Source organism: Streptomyces sp. SudanB52_2052, assembly GCF_964272415.1.
In the GTDB taxonomy this organism is placed as follows: Bacteria; Actinomycetota; Actinomycetes; order Streptomycetales; family Streptomycetaceae; genus Streptomyces; species Streptomyces olindensis.
The window spans coordinates 8424903-8438136 of sequence record NZ_OZ186796.1 but is presented as its reverse complement, the minus strand read 5'-3'; the positions used below and the strand labels follow the sequence as shown (position 1 = coordinate 8438136).

13 protein-coding genes are annotated in these 13234 nt (G+C 69.1%); 3 read left to right on the top strand and 10 right to left on the bottom strand.

Annotated features, from left to right (window positions below):
• Nucleotides 1-7: 7 nt before the first annotated feature.
• The 6 genes from ACSUPV_RS37890 to ACSUPV_RS37865 are packed head-to-tail and all read right to left on the bottom strand — an operon-like array spanning nucleotide 8 to nucleotide 5352.
• Nucleotides 8-856 (bottom strand): fumarylacetoacetate hydrolase family protein, encoded by an 849-nt coding sequence (locus tag ACSUPV_RS37890; RefSeq protein WP_436949545.1) that lies wholly within the window; start codon nucleotides 854-856, stop codon nucleotides 8-10.
• Nucleotides 853-1725 carry a fumarylacetoacetate hydrolase family protein gene (locus tag ACSUPV_RS37885; protein WP_436949544.1) on the bottom strand — a complete coding sequence of 291 codons (873 nt, stop codon included), beginning with the start codon at nucleotides 1723-1725 and terminating at the stop codon, nucleotides 853-855. The genes ACSUPV_RS37890 and ACSUPV_RS37885 overlap by 4 nt, the downstream gene beginning before the upstream one ends.
• Entirely contained in the window at nucleotides 1722-2330 is a 609-nt protein-coding gene (locus tag ACSUPV_RS37880; RefSeq protein WP_436949543.1) for a carboxymuconolactone decarboxylase family protein, read from the bottom strand. Before ACSUPV_RS37880 ends, ACSUPV_RS37885 begins: the two co-directional genes overlap by 4 nt.
• Nucleotides 2331-2363: 33 nt before the next feature.
• Nucleotides 2364-3152 carry an SDR family NAD(P)-dependent oxidoreductase gene (locus ACSUPV_RS37875; RefSeq protein WP_436949542.1) on the bottom strand — a complete coding sequence of 263 codons (789 nt, stop codon included), beginning with the start codon at nucleotides 3150-3152 and terminating at the stop codon, nucleotides 2364-2366.
• Complete coding sequence (locus ACSUPV_RS37870; RefSeq protein ID WP_436949541.1) at nucleotides 3152-3808, bottom strand: MBL fold metallo-hydrolase; 657 nt, start codon at nucleotides 3806-3808, stop codon at nucleotides 3152-3154. Before ACSUPV_RS37870 ends, ACSUPV_RS37875 begins: the two co-directional genes overlap by 1 nt.
• Nucleotides 3809-3816: 8 nt before the next feature.
• Entirely contained in the window at nucleotides 3817-5352 is a 1536-nt protein-coding gene (locus ACSUPV_RS37865; protein ID WP_436949540.1) for a carotenoid oxygenase family protein, read from the bottom strand.
• 196 nt (nucleotides 5353-5548) lie between these two features.
• Here ACSUPV_RS37865 and ACSUPV_RS37860 point away from each other — a divergent pair, with 196 nt between their 5' ends.
• The 3 genes from ACSUPV_RS37860 (at nucleotide 5549) to ACSUPV_RS37850 (ending at nucleotide 9030) form a co-directional block, all read left to right on the top strand.
• Nucleotides 5549-6502 (top strand): LysR family transcriptional regulator, encoded by a 954-nt coding sequence (locus ACSUPV_RS37860; protein ID WP_359785182.1) that lies wholly within the window; start codon nucleotides 5549-5551, stop codon nucleotides 6500-6502.
• A 459-nt stretch (nucleotides 6503-6961) separates the two neighbouring features.
• Nucleotides 6962-8248 carry an MFS transporter gene (locus ACSUPV_RS37855; protein ID WP_436949539.1) on the top strand — a complete coding sequence of 429 codons (1287 nt, stop codon included), beginning with the start codon at nucleotides 6962-6964 and terminating at the stop codon, nucleotides 8246-8248.
• 35 nt (nucleotides 8249-8283) lie between these two features.
• Nucleotides 8284-9030, top strand: a complete 747-nt coding sequence (locus ACSUPV_RS37850) for an EthD domain-containing protein (RefSeq protein ID WP_436949538.1) — start codon at nucleotides 8284-8286, stop codon at nucleotides 9028-9030.
• Here the strand turns inward: ACSUPV_RS37850 and ACSUPV_RS37845 are convergent.
• From ACSUPV_RS37845 to fabG, 4 genes are read right to left on the bottom strand one after another with little or no spacing between them, the layout of a single operon-like run.
• Nucleotides 8967-9542: an ATP-binding protein gene (locus tag ACSUPV_RS37845; protein WP_436949537.1), complete on the bottom strand. Its 576-nt coding sequence runs from the start codon at nucleotides 9540-9542 to the stop codon at nucleotides 8967-8969. The genes ACSUPV_RS37850 and ACSUPV_RS37845 overlap by 64 nt on opposite strands.
• A gap of 34 nt (nucleotides 9543-9576) precedes the next feature.
• Nucleotides 9577-10755 carry a thiolase family protein gene (locus tag ACSUPV_RS37840; RefSeq protein ID WP_436949536.1) on the bottom strand — a complete coding sequence of 393 codons (1179 nt, stop codon included), beginning with the start codon at nucleotides 10753-10755 and terminating at the stop codon, nucleotides 9577-9579.
• Between the two features lie 29 nt (nucleotides 10756-10784).
• On the bottom strand, nucleotides 10785-12437 hold the full coding sequence (locus tag ACSUPV_RS37835) for a long-chain fatty acid--CoA ligase (RefSeq protein ID WP_436949535.1): 1653 nt from the start codon (nucleotides 12435-12437) through the stop codon (nucleotides 10785-10787).
• Nucleotides 12431-13189 carry a 3-oxoacyl-ACP reductase FabG gene (fabG, locus tag ACSUPV_RS37830; protein ID WP_359785200.1) on the bottom strand — a complete coding sequence of 253 codons (759 nt, stop codon included), beginning with the start codon at nucleotides 13187-13189 and terminating at the stop codon, nucleotides 12431-12433. The genes ACSUPV_RS37835 and fabG overlap by 7 nt, the downstream gene beginning before the upstream one ends.
• Between the last annotated feature and the right edge of the window lie 45 nt (nucleotides 13190-13234).

Sequence of the window (13234 nt, the reverse complement as noted above, 5' to 3'; positions counted from 1 at the left end):
CGTCCCTTCAGGGGTGTACGGCCGTGAAGCGCTGGCGGATCTCTCCGATGCCCTCGATACGGCTGACGAGTTCGTCGCCCTCGGTGAGATAGCGGGGCGGGTCCATGCGGTTGCCGACCCCGGCCGGGGTGCCGGTGAAGACCAGGTCGCCCGGGAACAGCGGCACTACGGCCGACAGGCGGGCGACGAGCTCCGGCACCGGGAAGATCAGCGACTTGGTGCGGTCGTGCTGGACGGCCGCACCGTTGAGCAGTCCGGTGATCTCCAGGTCGTCGGGGTCGGCGAACTCGTCCGGGGTGACCAGGACCGGGCCGGTGGGGCCGAAGCCCGGAAACGACTTGCCGAGGCTGAACTGTGCGGGCGCGCCCCGCAGTTGGGTCACACGTTCGGAGAGGTCCTGGCCGACCGTCAGACCGGCGACGGCCTCCCAGGCCCGGTCCTCGCTCACCCGGTACGTCTCCCGTCCGATGACGGCGACGAGTTCGACCTCCCAGTCCACCTTGCCCGGCGGAAGGGCGACGGTGGTGTGCGGGCCGGTGACGCAGGCCGGGAACTTGGTGAAGACGAGGGGTTCGTCAGGCGGGGTGAAGCCGGCTTCGGCGGCGTGCGGCGGGTAGTTGAGGGCGATGGCGAACACCTGCCGAGGGCGGGGCACCGGTGCGCCGAGTGCGGTGGGGTCGACGGGGATGTCGTAGGCCCGGTCGGGCAGTCCGGCCGCCCACTCGCGCAGTCGTGGCCACTCCCCCAGCAGGATCATCGGATCGGTGGGCAGCCGCCCCTTCGAGGCCCGGCGGACGTCCGCGGCCAGGTCGCCGCGGACCACGACGGCCCGTCCGTCCAGTACGCCGAACCTCACCAGTCCACCTTCTTCGGTACGGGCGTGCCGTGGCCCTGCCGCCAGCTGACGATGGGGTTGCGCAGGACGCCGAGCCGTTCGACCTCCGCCTCGACGACGTCACCGGGCTTGAGGTACATGTCCGGGTTGCCGCTGAAGCCGGCGACGCCCTGCACGGTGCCGGTGGTGATCAGATCCCCCGCGCTGTAGCCCTGCGGGGAGTGATAGGCGACCAGGTGCGGAATGGAGACGGACATGCGGTTGGTGTTCGACTTCTGCCGGACCACGCCGTTCACCCGCAGTTCCATGTCGAGGTTCTGCGCGTCGGGGATCTCGTCGGCCGTGACGATGTACGGGCCGACGGGGCAGAAGGTGTCGATGGCCTTGCAGAAGGAGAAGACGCCGGACTCCATCTCGCGGCGCTGGATGTCGCGGGCGGTGATGTCGTTGAAGACCACGTATCCCGCGATGTGGTCGGGCGCGTCGTCCACGCCGAAGAACTTCCCGGGTTTGCCGATGACGACGGCGATCTCCAGCTCGTAGTCGAGTTCGCTCGTCAGGTGCTCGGGGTGGATCACCGGCTCGTCGGGGCCGACGATCGCGTCGACGTTCTGGAAGAAGACGATGCCCTTGTGCATGGGGTGCGACCAGTCGACGTTCTTCGACTCGTCCTCGTGCTCACGGAAGTTGCCGGAGGTGTGGAAGAACTTCTTCGGCACGATCGGTGCGCGCAGCGTCACGTCGTCCAGGGCGAGGCGTTCCCCGCTCTCCGCGACGCGGCCGTCACACTCGAAGTACTCGCGTGTGCTCGCCACCTCCAGCGGAAGCACCAACCGCTCTTCGAGTTCCAGCCTTCCCACGCGTCCGTCGTCGAACGTGACCAGCTTCATGGTGTCCCGCTTTCGGTCTGTGGTGTGTCGCAGGGATCCTTCGGGCCTTCTCCCGCGAAGACCCGCAACTGCAGGGCGAGCAGGGCGTAGTAGCCGACCAGGGTGGTGAGTTCGAACAGGCCTCGCTCCCCCCACTCGGCCACCGTGTCGTCATACTCCTGGTCGTTCAGAGCGCCGACTCCCACCAGTGCGGCTGTCGCGCACAGCGCGGCGCGCTCGGCCGGGTCGACAAGGTCCGGCAGTCCGCCGGCGCGCAGTGTGCTCAGCTCGGAGTCGGTGAGGCCACAGGCGCGGCCGACCGCCTCGTGGGCCTCGCGCTCGAAGGTGCTGTTCCAGTGGGCGGCGACGGCCAGGACGGCCATCTCGCGCACCCGGTCGGTCAGGACCGACTCGTAGCGCACCGCCGCGCCCACCGCCTGCACGGCCATCCCGACAGGCGGGCTGAGCAGCATGGCGTTGAACGGGCCGCGCAGTCGGCCGGTCTCGTCGGTGAGGGCGAACGCCTGCGGTCCGGTGGCCCGGGCACCGCCGGTGATGGCTCGGTAGACCTCGGCCTGCGGCTCGTCCAGTTCGCCGGGCAGCTGGCCGGCGAGGCGTGCGTTCATCAGCACTCCCTTCTGGGGCAGAGGGACGAGGCGTCATACGAGCGTGCGGCCGCCGTCCACGTAGAGCACCTGACCGGTGACGTACGCGGCGCGGGCGGAGGCGAGGAACAGCACGGCTCCGACCACGTCCTCCGGCTGTCCCAGGCGCCCGGCGGGGACCAGGCTGGTCAGCTCCTCACGTATTCCGGGCTTTGCCAGGTACGCGCGGGTCAGCTCGGTCTCCGAGTAGCCCGGGGCGACGGCGTTGACGGTGACGCCGTCGGTGGCCCATTCACGGGCCATGACCTTCACCAACTGGTCCAAGCCGCCCTTCGAGGCGGCGTACGGGCCGTGGTGACGGTGGGCGAGCAGGGAGGAGACGGAGGAGAAGAACACCATGCTGCCGTGGCCCGCCTCGCGCATCAGCCGGCCTGCGGCGCGTCCGGTCCAGAACGCGGTCGACAGGTTCAGGGTGATGATCCGGTCCCACAGCTCGTCGGGTGTGTCCACCACGGGACGGCGGTCGTTCATGCCCACGGCGTGCACCAGCACATCCAGGCCACCGAGCTCGCGGGCCGCCGTGGCGACCGCCCGCTCGCACGCCTCGGACGACGTCAGGTCCGCGGTGAGGGTCCGTACGACGGCGGCCGCACAGGCCGGATCGTCGCGCAGGGCCTTGAGGCGGGCCTCGTCCGCGTCGACGACCGTCAGCCGTGCTCCCGCTGCCGCCAGGCCCCGGACGCAGGCGGTGCCCAGTCCTCCGGCCCCGATGACGAGCGCGCCGCGCCCCTCGAGGCTCAGCCACCCGACCGGCGGCCTCTGTATCTGTCTCGACGCAGCCATCACGCGAGCTCGATTCCGGCCTCGGCCGCCACCCGCTGGTAATCGGTCCCGACGTCCTTCAGGCACATTTCCAGCATGTGGTCCGCCAGCGCGTTCCCGCTCTCGCTGAGACCGCCGTCGTGAATCGACAGAGCGCTGCGGGCTTTGATCTCGCGGGCGTAGTCGATGACTTCGCCCGTCTTGGACCACGGGCCGTGGACGGGCAGCAGGAGGGTGTCCACCGGGCGCGCCGGCACGGTGAACGCGTCGCCCGGGTGGAAGACGGTGGCTGCGTCGGTGTCTCCCACGAGGAAGCCGACGTTGGTGACCCGCGGCAGGTCCGGATGGACCACGGCATGCAGTTCTCCGTGCACCTCGACGCCGATGCCCTCGATGTCGATGGCGTCCCCGTCGCCGACCACGGTGACCCGGCCGCCGCCGAGCCCGGCGAGCTGGTCCGCCACGGATCGGTTGGCCCAGATCCGCAGGGCAGGATCGGCTTCGGCCGCCGCGCGCAGTACGGGCTCTGCGAAGTGGTCCACGTGCTCGTGGGTCACGAGCACGGCGTGGGCACCCTCGAGCGCGTGCGGGTCGGAGTAATTGCCGGGGTCGATGACGATGACGACGCCGTCCTGCTCCAGCCGGACGCAGGCGTGGCCGCACCTGGTAAGCCTCATGAGTGTGCTCACCTTCCCAGTTCGCTGGCGGGCACCCAGGTGCCGTGGAAGCCGTACCGGAGCCGGAAGGGGATCTTCACGGTGGCGATCGGGCCGGCGGCGATGTCGAGGGCGTCCAGGATGGCCAGGTCGTGCCGCATCTGGTCGCGCCGGCCGACCAGCGCCAGCAGATAGCCCTCGCCCTCGTCGGCGTCCGCGGACTTGGGAATGAACACCGGTTCCTCCGGCGCGGCGTGCTCGCCGGCGGCCCAGATGGCCGTCGCACCGGTGCTTTCGTCGCGGTGGATGAGGGAGTTGAAGGGCGGGCCCATGGGACCGAACTCGGGCATGGGCAGATCGGGGTGCATGCCGCCGACCCAGGAGTGCCGGTTCTTCTCCATCAGCACACGGGGGTCGACCCGGGGCATGTCACCGGGCGAGGCGAGGAGCTGCTCGCTGCGGTAGGTGTCGGTGGCGTCGTCCCAGTGGGAGGCACCCTGGGTGAGGTCGAAAGTCCAGCGGTGCAGGAACGGCGGCTGTTCGGGCAGGAAGCCGACGGTCGTCTTCGGGAACTGGGAGAACCAGCCGGACTTGGTGGTGAAGTGGTCGCCGATCAGGGCGTCGCCGTCCGTCCAGGCGTTCAGAGTGTGGGTCTCCATGAGCTGCTCGCTGCGGAACCACTTGATGCCGCTCACCCCCTGGTCGCGCGGGATGATCGCGACGTAGGTCCCCTGGTTCGGGTCCCAGACGAAGTACTGCTCCTCCGTCTTCATCTGCTCCGGGTCGGCGACCATGGGCGAAATCGTGAAGACGAAGTGGTCCCGGGTGACCAGCCAGTCGTGCACCATCGAGGAGTACGGCACCTCGAAGGTCTGGGAACGGGTGACCTTGCCGTCCGCGGAGATCTCGTGGATGTGGATCTGCTTGTCCGGCAGACCGCTGGCGTTGTACGCGAAGGCGATCAGCTCGCCGGTGCGCGGGTCGTGCTTGGGGTGCGCGGTGAAGGTACGGCCCGGGATCTGGCCGGAGAAGTCGTAGACACCCTTGGTCTCCAACGTCGCCGGATCCAGCTCGTACGGAAGCGCCGCCTCCTTGAGCGCGAGCAGCTTGCCCGCGTGCCAGATGATCGAGGTGTTGGCGTTGCCGTCGTCGATGCCGGCGACGGAAGGATCGTCGGTGTAGGGGTTGCGGTAGGCGCCGAACAGGGCCTGGCGAGCGGCGCGTTCGAGCTGGAAGCGCTGGGTGCGGACATAGCGCGTCTTCAGATCCGCGTGGCCGTTGTCGAACCGCACCATGTGGATCATGCCGTCGCCGTTGATGTACACGTCGTTCGGGAACCGCGGCGGGTACTGGGTGTCCGCGGCGGCACGGTAGAACGCACCGTTCAGCTCGGGAGGTATACAGCCCTCGACCTCGAGGTCGTAGACGTCCGCCTCGATCCGCGACGGGGCGAAGAACCCCCGGAACTTCGGCGTGTCCGGGAACTGCATGGTTTCCGGGGGCGGCTGGGTGCCCACGGGCTGCTGCCCGGGTGTCCCGTCGGGCTGCGTCGTTGCAGTGGCCATGGCTCTCTCCCCTGTGGCAAGGTCGGATCAAGCGAAGAATGTGATTGATTCCGTTTGGCTGGCAGCGCTCTGGTACGAGAAGGGGCGCAGTGGAATCTTGGTGAAACCGAGCCGATCGGCTGGTGCTGACCATCATGTCCTCGGGACGTCTTCGGCGTCCAACACTGAAACACGCATGAAATGATCGGAGAATGCGATGGATCTGCGGCAGATGGAGTACGCGGTGGCCATCGCCGACGAGCTCAACTTCACCCGGGCCGCGGCGCGCTGCCGCATCGGGCAGTCCGGACTCAGCCACCAGATCACCCAGCTCGAGCGGGAGGTCGGTGCCCGGCTTTTCGAGCGGACGAGCCGCAGCGTCCGCGTGACCCAGGCCGGCCAGACCTTCGTCGCCTGCGCGCGGCGGGTGCTCCACGCGGTCCAGGAGATGCAGGCCGAGATCGCCTCGCTCGACGGGCCTGTGCGAGGACGGTTGCGCATCGGTTCGCTGACGCTCACGGCCGGGAAGATCGACCATCTCGGCCTGCTGAGGGAGTATCAGGAGGCATACCCCGCGGTTGAGGTGATCGTCTCCGACGCGGACGGTGTGGAAGCCACCACGCAGCTCCTGACCGGCAAGCTCGAAGTCGCCGTGACCGCCCTGCACGAACACCAGTTGCCCCAGGGCATCGCGTACCACCTGCTGAGTCTGGCGCCGCTCGTGGCCGTCGTGGGCCGCAGGCACCGGCTGCGCGGAACCGGCGTCATGGATCTGGGCGAACTGTCCGACGAGCGCTTCCTCGAATGCAGTCCGGACACCGGACTACGCATGCAGGTGGACGCCGCGTTCGACCGGGCGCGCGCCCGCCGCCGCAGTGTCTGCGCGTTGCGCAGCGCGGGAGACCTCGCCTCACTGGCGTTGGAGGGCATCGGGGTGACCATCGTGCCCCGACCGGTGGCCGACGCCATCATCCCGGGCGACCACGCCGACTGCGTCCTGCGCCTCGACGACCCGCAGGCGCTCCAGCCGCTGGCCCTCGCTCATCGCGACCCTGCTCCGGCCTCACCCGCCGCGCAGGCGTTCCTGCGTCTCGCGCTCACGCGCCTGCCCGGGCCGGGAGCACCCGGGTTGGAGGAGGTGCCGGGTTCGGCCCTGTCCGGCGAGCGGTGACGGGCTGCTGTCCGGGCCGTCCGACGGGGCCTCGACGGCAGTGTGCCGTAGGCGGCGGTGACCGCTCGTCCGCACGACGACGGCAGTCCTCGACAGCCGTTGCCTGGCCGGCACCGGGACACCTCCGGACCAGGGCCCGGCCCCGTCGCCGGAGTATTGCCGGAAGGCGGGTCCCCCCACGTGCCCGGCATCCAGGAACTGGATGATCCGCATCAACGATCTCGATCGGACGAGGGCTAGGCAGGCCCTGCCCGTTGCCCGATAGTCGTCTCAACCCGACGTCGGAGCCGCACCGTCAGCCGCTGCCGGGAGCACGCCGGACGTCGCGGCGGGACGGCCCGCCGCGACGTCCGGCGGTCATCGGCACCGCTGTCGCGAGCCTGCCACGGGTGCCGGGCGGCCCGGCCACCGCGGCCGAACCATCCCGTCCCCTCCCGACACGCCACGTGGAGATCCCTCATGCCTGCACCCGTGCCCCCGCTCCCGCCTCCGCCGTCCACGGCGGAGGCGGACATCCCGTCCGAGCAGGTCGTGTCCGGTCCCGGACACCGGCTTCGCCTCACGCTGCTGATGGCCGGTGCCTGTCTGCCCATCCTGGGGGCCGTGCTCATCGCCCCGGTCCTGCCGAAAATGCACGATCACTTCGCCCACGTGGCGGGGGTCGACGCACTCGTCCCCATGGCCCTGACGATCCCCGCTCTGTCGCTGGCCCTGCTGGCCCCGTTCGCCGGCGTCGTCGTCGACCGGCTCGGCCGCAAGCGGCTGCTCATCGTCTCGACGGTGGTATACGCGTTGTTCGGCACCGCGCCCCTGTGGCTGGACTCCCTCGGCGCCATCGTCGCCAGTCGCGCTCTCGTGGGCGTCACCGAAGCCGCGATCATGACGTGCTGCACGACACTGATCGGCGACTACTACACCGGCCGGCAACGCGACCGCTACCTTGCGATGCAGACGATGTGCGCCGCGATCTCCGCGACGGCCTTCCTCATCGTGGGCGGCACGGCCGGGTCGGCCGGCTGGCGCGCACCGTTCTGGGCCTACGCCGTGAGCCTGCTGCTCGCCCCCGCCATGGCCGCCTTCCTGCCCCAGCCTCGACCCGACGACCGCGCCAAGGCACTCTCCCCCACTGTCTCCGGCCCCATGGGCAGGCGGCCCTTCCCTTGGCGTCCGCTGGTCGGCACCTGCGCGCTGACGGTCTTCGGCGCCGTCCTGTTCTACACCCTCCAGGTGGAAATGGCGTTCCTTCTGGACGACATGGGCGTGACCGGGACCAGCATGATTGGACTGGCCGCCGCCATCACCAGTGCCGCGATCGTGGTCGGCTCCGTCGTTTTCACCAAGACCGGCCGCACCCCGCAAGCCTGGCTTCCCACCGCCTTCGGCCTGTGCGCCGCCGGCTTCGCCGTCGTCTGGCTCGCTCCCAACCCCGTCTTGCTGACCATCGGCGCCGTGATCAACTGCTTCGGTGGCGGCATCATGCTGCCGAGCCTGCTCACCCTCGCCATGTCCAAGCTGGAGTTCGCCGACCGCGGTCGTGGCATCGGCCTGTGGACGGGGTCCTTCTTCCTCGGTCAGTTCTTGTGCCCGCTGGTTGTGCTCGCGCTGACCTCCGTCGTCGGCTCCACCGCGAAATCCATGGGCGTACTGGCTCTCTCCGGGGTCGTCGCGAGCGCCGCACTCGGCCTCGCCGCACGGCGCCACCGTGCGGGGACCGCCCCCGCGCCGGTCCAGCAGATCGCGGGCTGATCCAGCGCCGCACCCCGACCCCACGGAGCCACAGGATGCTGACCCTGATCGCCGCCGTCCGCCGCAAGCCGGGCATGACGCACCAGGCGTTCGTGCGCTACCTCCACCATGTGCACGGCCCTCTGGCCGCCGCGAAGCCTCTCGGGGTTCGGCGATACGTCCAGAACCACGTCTTCGACGCGTCCTTCGGTACCGAGGGCGACGCGGCGCACCTGACCGAGTTCGGCCGGGACGCCGTCACCGAACTGCAGTTCCACGACAAGGACGCGTTGGCCGCCACGATGTCCGACCCGTACACGCGCGAGGTAATCGGCCCAGACGGCGCACACTTCAACGACATGCCCTCGGCCCTGGCCCTGTTGGCCCGGCCCGTGGCAGTCACCCCGCCACCGCCGTCCGAGGCCGACGGACGGGTCAAGGTGCTGCACTTCCTGAGCAGGGCGGACGGCGTGAGCCTGGACGGCTTCACCGGACGGTCGCTTGGCGCCCACGAGGTCGCCCTCTCCCGGGACGAGCCACACACCAAGGCGGTACGCGCGCACGTCCACCACGTGCAGGTACCGGGAGCCGAGCAGGGTCTGCGCCACTTCGGCGGTCAGGATCAGCATGGGTACGAGGCGGTCACCGCCCTGTACTACAACTCCGCGGACGAGGCCCTGACCCACTTCCCGGCGTACGAGCGGTCGCTGCGCGAGCCATCGGCGGAAAGGGGTCGCTTCTACGACCCGTCCCACTCGTTCGTTCTGTATTGCCGCGAGGTGACGATCTTCGAGCAGCCATGACCGGAAGCGTGTCCCTCCAGGAGCAACAGCCGTGGCTTGACCCCTGCGATCGGACCGGAAGGAGCCTTTGCAGCGGGCGAGTCCAGCGGTGCGGTCAGCTCGGCCCACCGGACGCTCCAACTGCGGTGGACGCGGCTGCCGCACCGCGTGGAAAGAGCGTTGACGATTTCCAGGCCGCGCCCGTGTTCCTCGGGGTCCTTGTGGCCCAAGGACCGGCGAGGACGATCGGCCAGACCCGAGTCGGTGACCTCGATCCGCACCGTTCGGCACCCATCGGCGACCGGCACGGACAAGCGGAGGTAGGCGGGCGGCAGCGCGTGGCGGAGGGCGTTCGTGGTGAGTTCGGAAATCACCAGGAGCGCGTCGTGGGCGGTGTCCTCCGGCAGGTCCTCCGCTTCGAGGAACGTGCGCGCGCGGTGGCGCATGGATCGAAAGGCCTCGGGCGTGTGCAGCAGCATGAAGACGTGTTCGACGGTAATGGGGGGCCTTCGCTGTTCGGCCGAAGCATTCATGATGGGCCACCTCCTGGCGTGGTGTGCCGGTTTGTTACAACCGGCGGAACATAGCGGCAAGGGCTTGCCCGCCACCGATGCACAGGGTGACGACGCCGAGCTCGAGGTCGCGGCGAACCAGATCCTGCGTGATCCGCAAGGTCAAGATCGCACCGGTGGCGCCGACCGGATGGCCGAGCGCGATCGCACCGCCGTGGGGGTTGACTCGTCCGGGGTCGAGCTTCGCGTCGCGGATGCAGGCGACAGCTTGCGCTGCGAAGGCCTCGTTGACCTCGAATACGTCGATGTCGGAGGGTGCTGTGCCGGTTTTCTCGAACAGCTTGCGCAGCGCCAGTACAGGCGCGTAGCCCATCATTTCGGGTTCCAGTGCCGCAGTCGCGACGGCTTCCAGTGCGACCAAGGGGCGTAGGCCGCGGGTGATCGCCGCGGATTCGCGGGCGACGACCAGCGCGGCGGCACCGTCGTTGATGCCTGAAGAATTGCCCGCAGTGACGGTGCCGCCGACGCGGAAGGCCGGACGGAGCGTTTGCAGGGTCTCGAGAGACGTTCCGGGCCTGGGGTGCTCGTCCTGGTCGACGACCCGTGTCCTCCGGCCCGCGATCTCGACCGGAACGATCTCGTCGGCGAAGATGCCGCTCGCCGAGGCGGAGGCGCATCGACGCTGCGACTCGACGGCGAACTCGTCCTGCTCCTGCCGGGACACGTGGTACTTCTCGGCGACGTTCTCGGCGGTGATTCCCATGGGGATGTCGTGAAAGGGGTCAGTGAGCATCATGAGCGTGCCGTCGGTGAGCTCGCGGTGGCTCAGCCTGTAGCCGCTGCGGGCGCCGAAGTCGTAGAACGGCATGCGCGACATCGACTCGTCCCCGCCCGCGAGCGCGATCTCGGCGTCGCCGCAGCGCAACTGCATCGCGGCCGACCACACTGCCTGCAAGCCCGAGCCGCACAGTCGATTGACCGTGTACGCCGGCACGTGGGTGGGCAGGCCGGCGGCCATGGCGACGCGGCGGGCGTTGAAGGTGTCGGCGCCGACCTGGCCGACGCAGCCCATGACGACCTCGTCGATCTCGGCGGGATCGACGCCGCTGCGACGCAGCGCCTCGCGAGCGGCCGTTGCTCCGAGTTCGTGGGCGGGGACTGGGCTCAGGGCGCCGCCGAAACTTCCGATGGGTGTGCGTGCGCCGTTGAGGATGACGATCCGCTCGTCCTGCATGGCGCCTCCTTTCCGGTGACGGATCCGGCTCATGTGATGCGGGTCGAGGCTCGAAGGGCCGTCTTCGACAGCTTGCCTGTGCCGGTTTTCGGCAGGGTGGTCATGAAGACGAACTCGTCGGGCAGCCACCACTTCGCCACCATGGGAGAGATGTGCTGCAGCAGGTCCTCAGCGCTGGTGGTGCTGCCCTCGGACAGGGAGACGTAGGCGACAGGTCTCTCGGTCCAGCGCGGGTCCGGTCGGGCGATCACAGCGACTTCGACGACGTCCGGGTGGGAGGCGATGGCAGTCTCGAGTTCGACCGAGGAGATCCATTCGCCTCCGGACTTGATCAGATCCTTCATCCGGTCCACGAGCCGGAGGTAGCCGTCGGCATCGATGGTGGCCAGGTCGCCTGTGCGCAGCCACCCGTCTTCGGTGAAGCTGTCGTCTGCCTCGACACGGAAGTAGCCATCTGCCACCCAGGGCCCGGCGACCTGCAGCTCACCGACGGCGTGGCCGTCACGGGGCAGCTTCCTGCCCGTCTCGACGTCCAGGAGCCGCATGCTCACCAGCGGGAGCGGCTGGCCCTGGGCGGCACGCACAGCGGTCTGTTCCTCGGCGCCGAGCTGTCGGTGCTGGCTGCGAGTGCCGCCGACGGCGCCGACGGGGCTGACCTCGGTCATCCCCCATGAGTGTGTGATGGGCACGCCGACGGCAGTGCGATACGCCTCCGACAGCGAGTCCGGGACCGCCGAGCCGCCGCCCAGGAGGAACCGCACGGCGCTCAGGTCGTGAGCCGAGAGCTCAGGAGTCAGGCTGGTCCATACGGTGGGCACCGCCGCGGCGACGCTGACGCGTTCGGTCTCCATGAGCTGGAGCAGATGCCCGGGTTCCGCTGACGGTCCCGGCAGCACGAGCGAGGCTCCGGCCATCATCGCGCCGTAGGGCAGACCCCAGGCGTTGGCGTGGAACATCGGCACGATCGGCATGACGACATCGTTCTCACTCAGGCCGATGAAGCCCGCCGCGAGGGTGCCCAGGCAGTGCAGGACCGTCGAACGGTGGCTGTAGAGAACGCCCTTGGGCGGTCCGGTGGTACCGGAGGTGTAGCACAGGCCTGAGGCAAGGTGCTCGTCAGCGAGCGTGAAGGCCTGCTCGAACGAGCCCGAGAAGGCAGCAGCACCGGAGATCAGCTCGTCATAGTCACAGACGCGCGGGTCTGAGGGAATCGCGACATCGCTGCCGTCCGGGAGCACGACCCAGTGCCGCACTCTCGGCATCCGTTCGGCGCTGGGCCAGATCCGTGGCAGGAGCGCCCGGTCGACGAAGATCACGTCGTCCTCGGCATGGTTGACGATGAACTCGACGTGCTCGGGGCTGAGCCGGATGTTGATGGTGTGCAGGACCCGCTTGGTGGCCGGCACGCCGAGATAGAGCTCGAGATGGCGCCGGTTGTTGCTGGCGAAGGTCCCGACCCGGGCGCCGCGGGGCACTTCAAGCTGTTCCAGCACGGTGGCGAGGCGCCGAGCATGGTCGGTGACATCGGCGTAGGTCAGCTGCTCGGTGCCGGCACTGGCGACGAGCTTGTGGGAGTAGAGGAGCTCGGCGCGCTCCAGGATGTGTGCGATGGTCAGTGGGCGCGGCTGCATGAGTCCCGTCATCACGTCGCTGAGGCCGATGATGTCGTCCGGGGTCAGCATCGGGGACCACCCGCGACATAGAGAATCTGACCGGTGGTGAAGGATGCCTCGTCCCTCACGAAGAAGGACACTGCTGCGGCGATGTCCTCGACCGTGCCCGTGCGGCCGACCGGGATGTCGGCGGCGAACTCGGCTAGCAGTTCGTCGTAGGACTTGCCCATGCGTGCTGCGGTGGCCTCGAGCATGTCGGTGGCGATGAATCCGGGGGCGACCGCGTTGACGGTGATCCCGAAGGGCCCTAGCTCAATGGCGAGGGTCTTGGTGAAGCCCTGCAGACCGGCCTTCGCCGCCGCGTAGTTGGCCTGACCGCGATTGCCGAGGGCCGAGGTGCTCGACATGGAAACGATCCGTCCCCACCGCTCCTGGACCATCCAGCGCTGTACCGCCCGGCTCATCAGGAAGCTTCCACGGAGGTGGACACTCATCACGCTGTCCCAGTCCGCGGTGGTCATCTTGAACAAGAGGTTGTCGCGAGTGATGCCGGCGTTGTTGATCAGGATCGTGGGTGCACCGAGCCGCTCCGCACACTCCTCGACCGCCGAGTTGACAGCCGCCTCCTCGCTGACGTCGGCTCCCAGCCCGATGGCGGAACCGCCGGCGGCGACGATGGCGTCGACAACCGGTGCGCAGGAGGCGGCATCGAGGTCGACCACAGCTACGCGGTGGCCGTCTCCGGCGAGGCGTCGGGCAACGGCTGCACCGATGCCGCGGGCGGCTCCGGTCACGATCGCGACGCGGGACTGGTCAGGCATGGGTATCTCTTTCGGTCAACGGGGTTACTCCCGAAACACGGCACG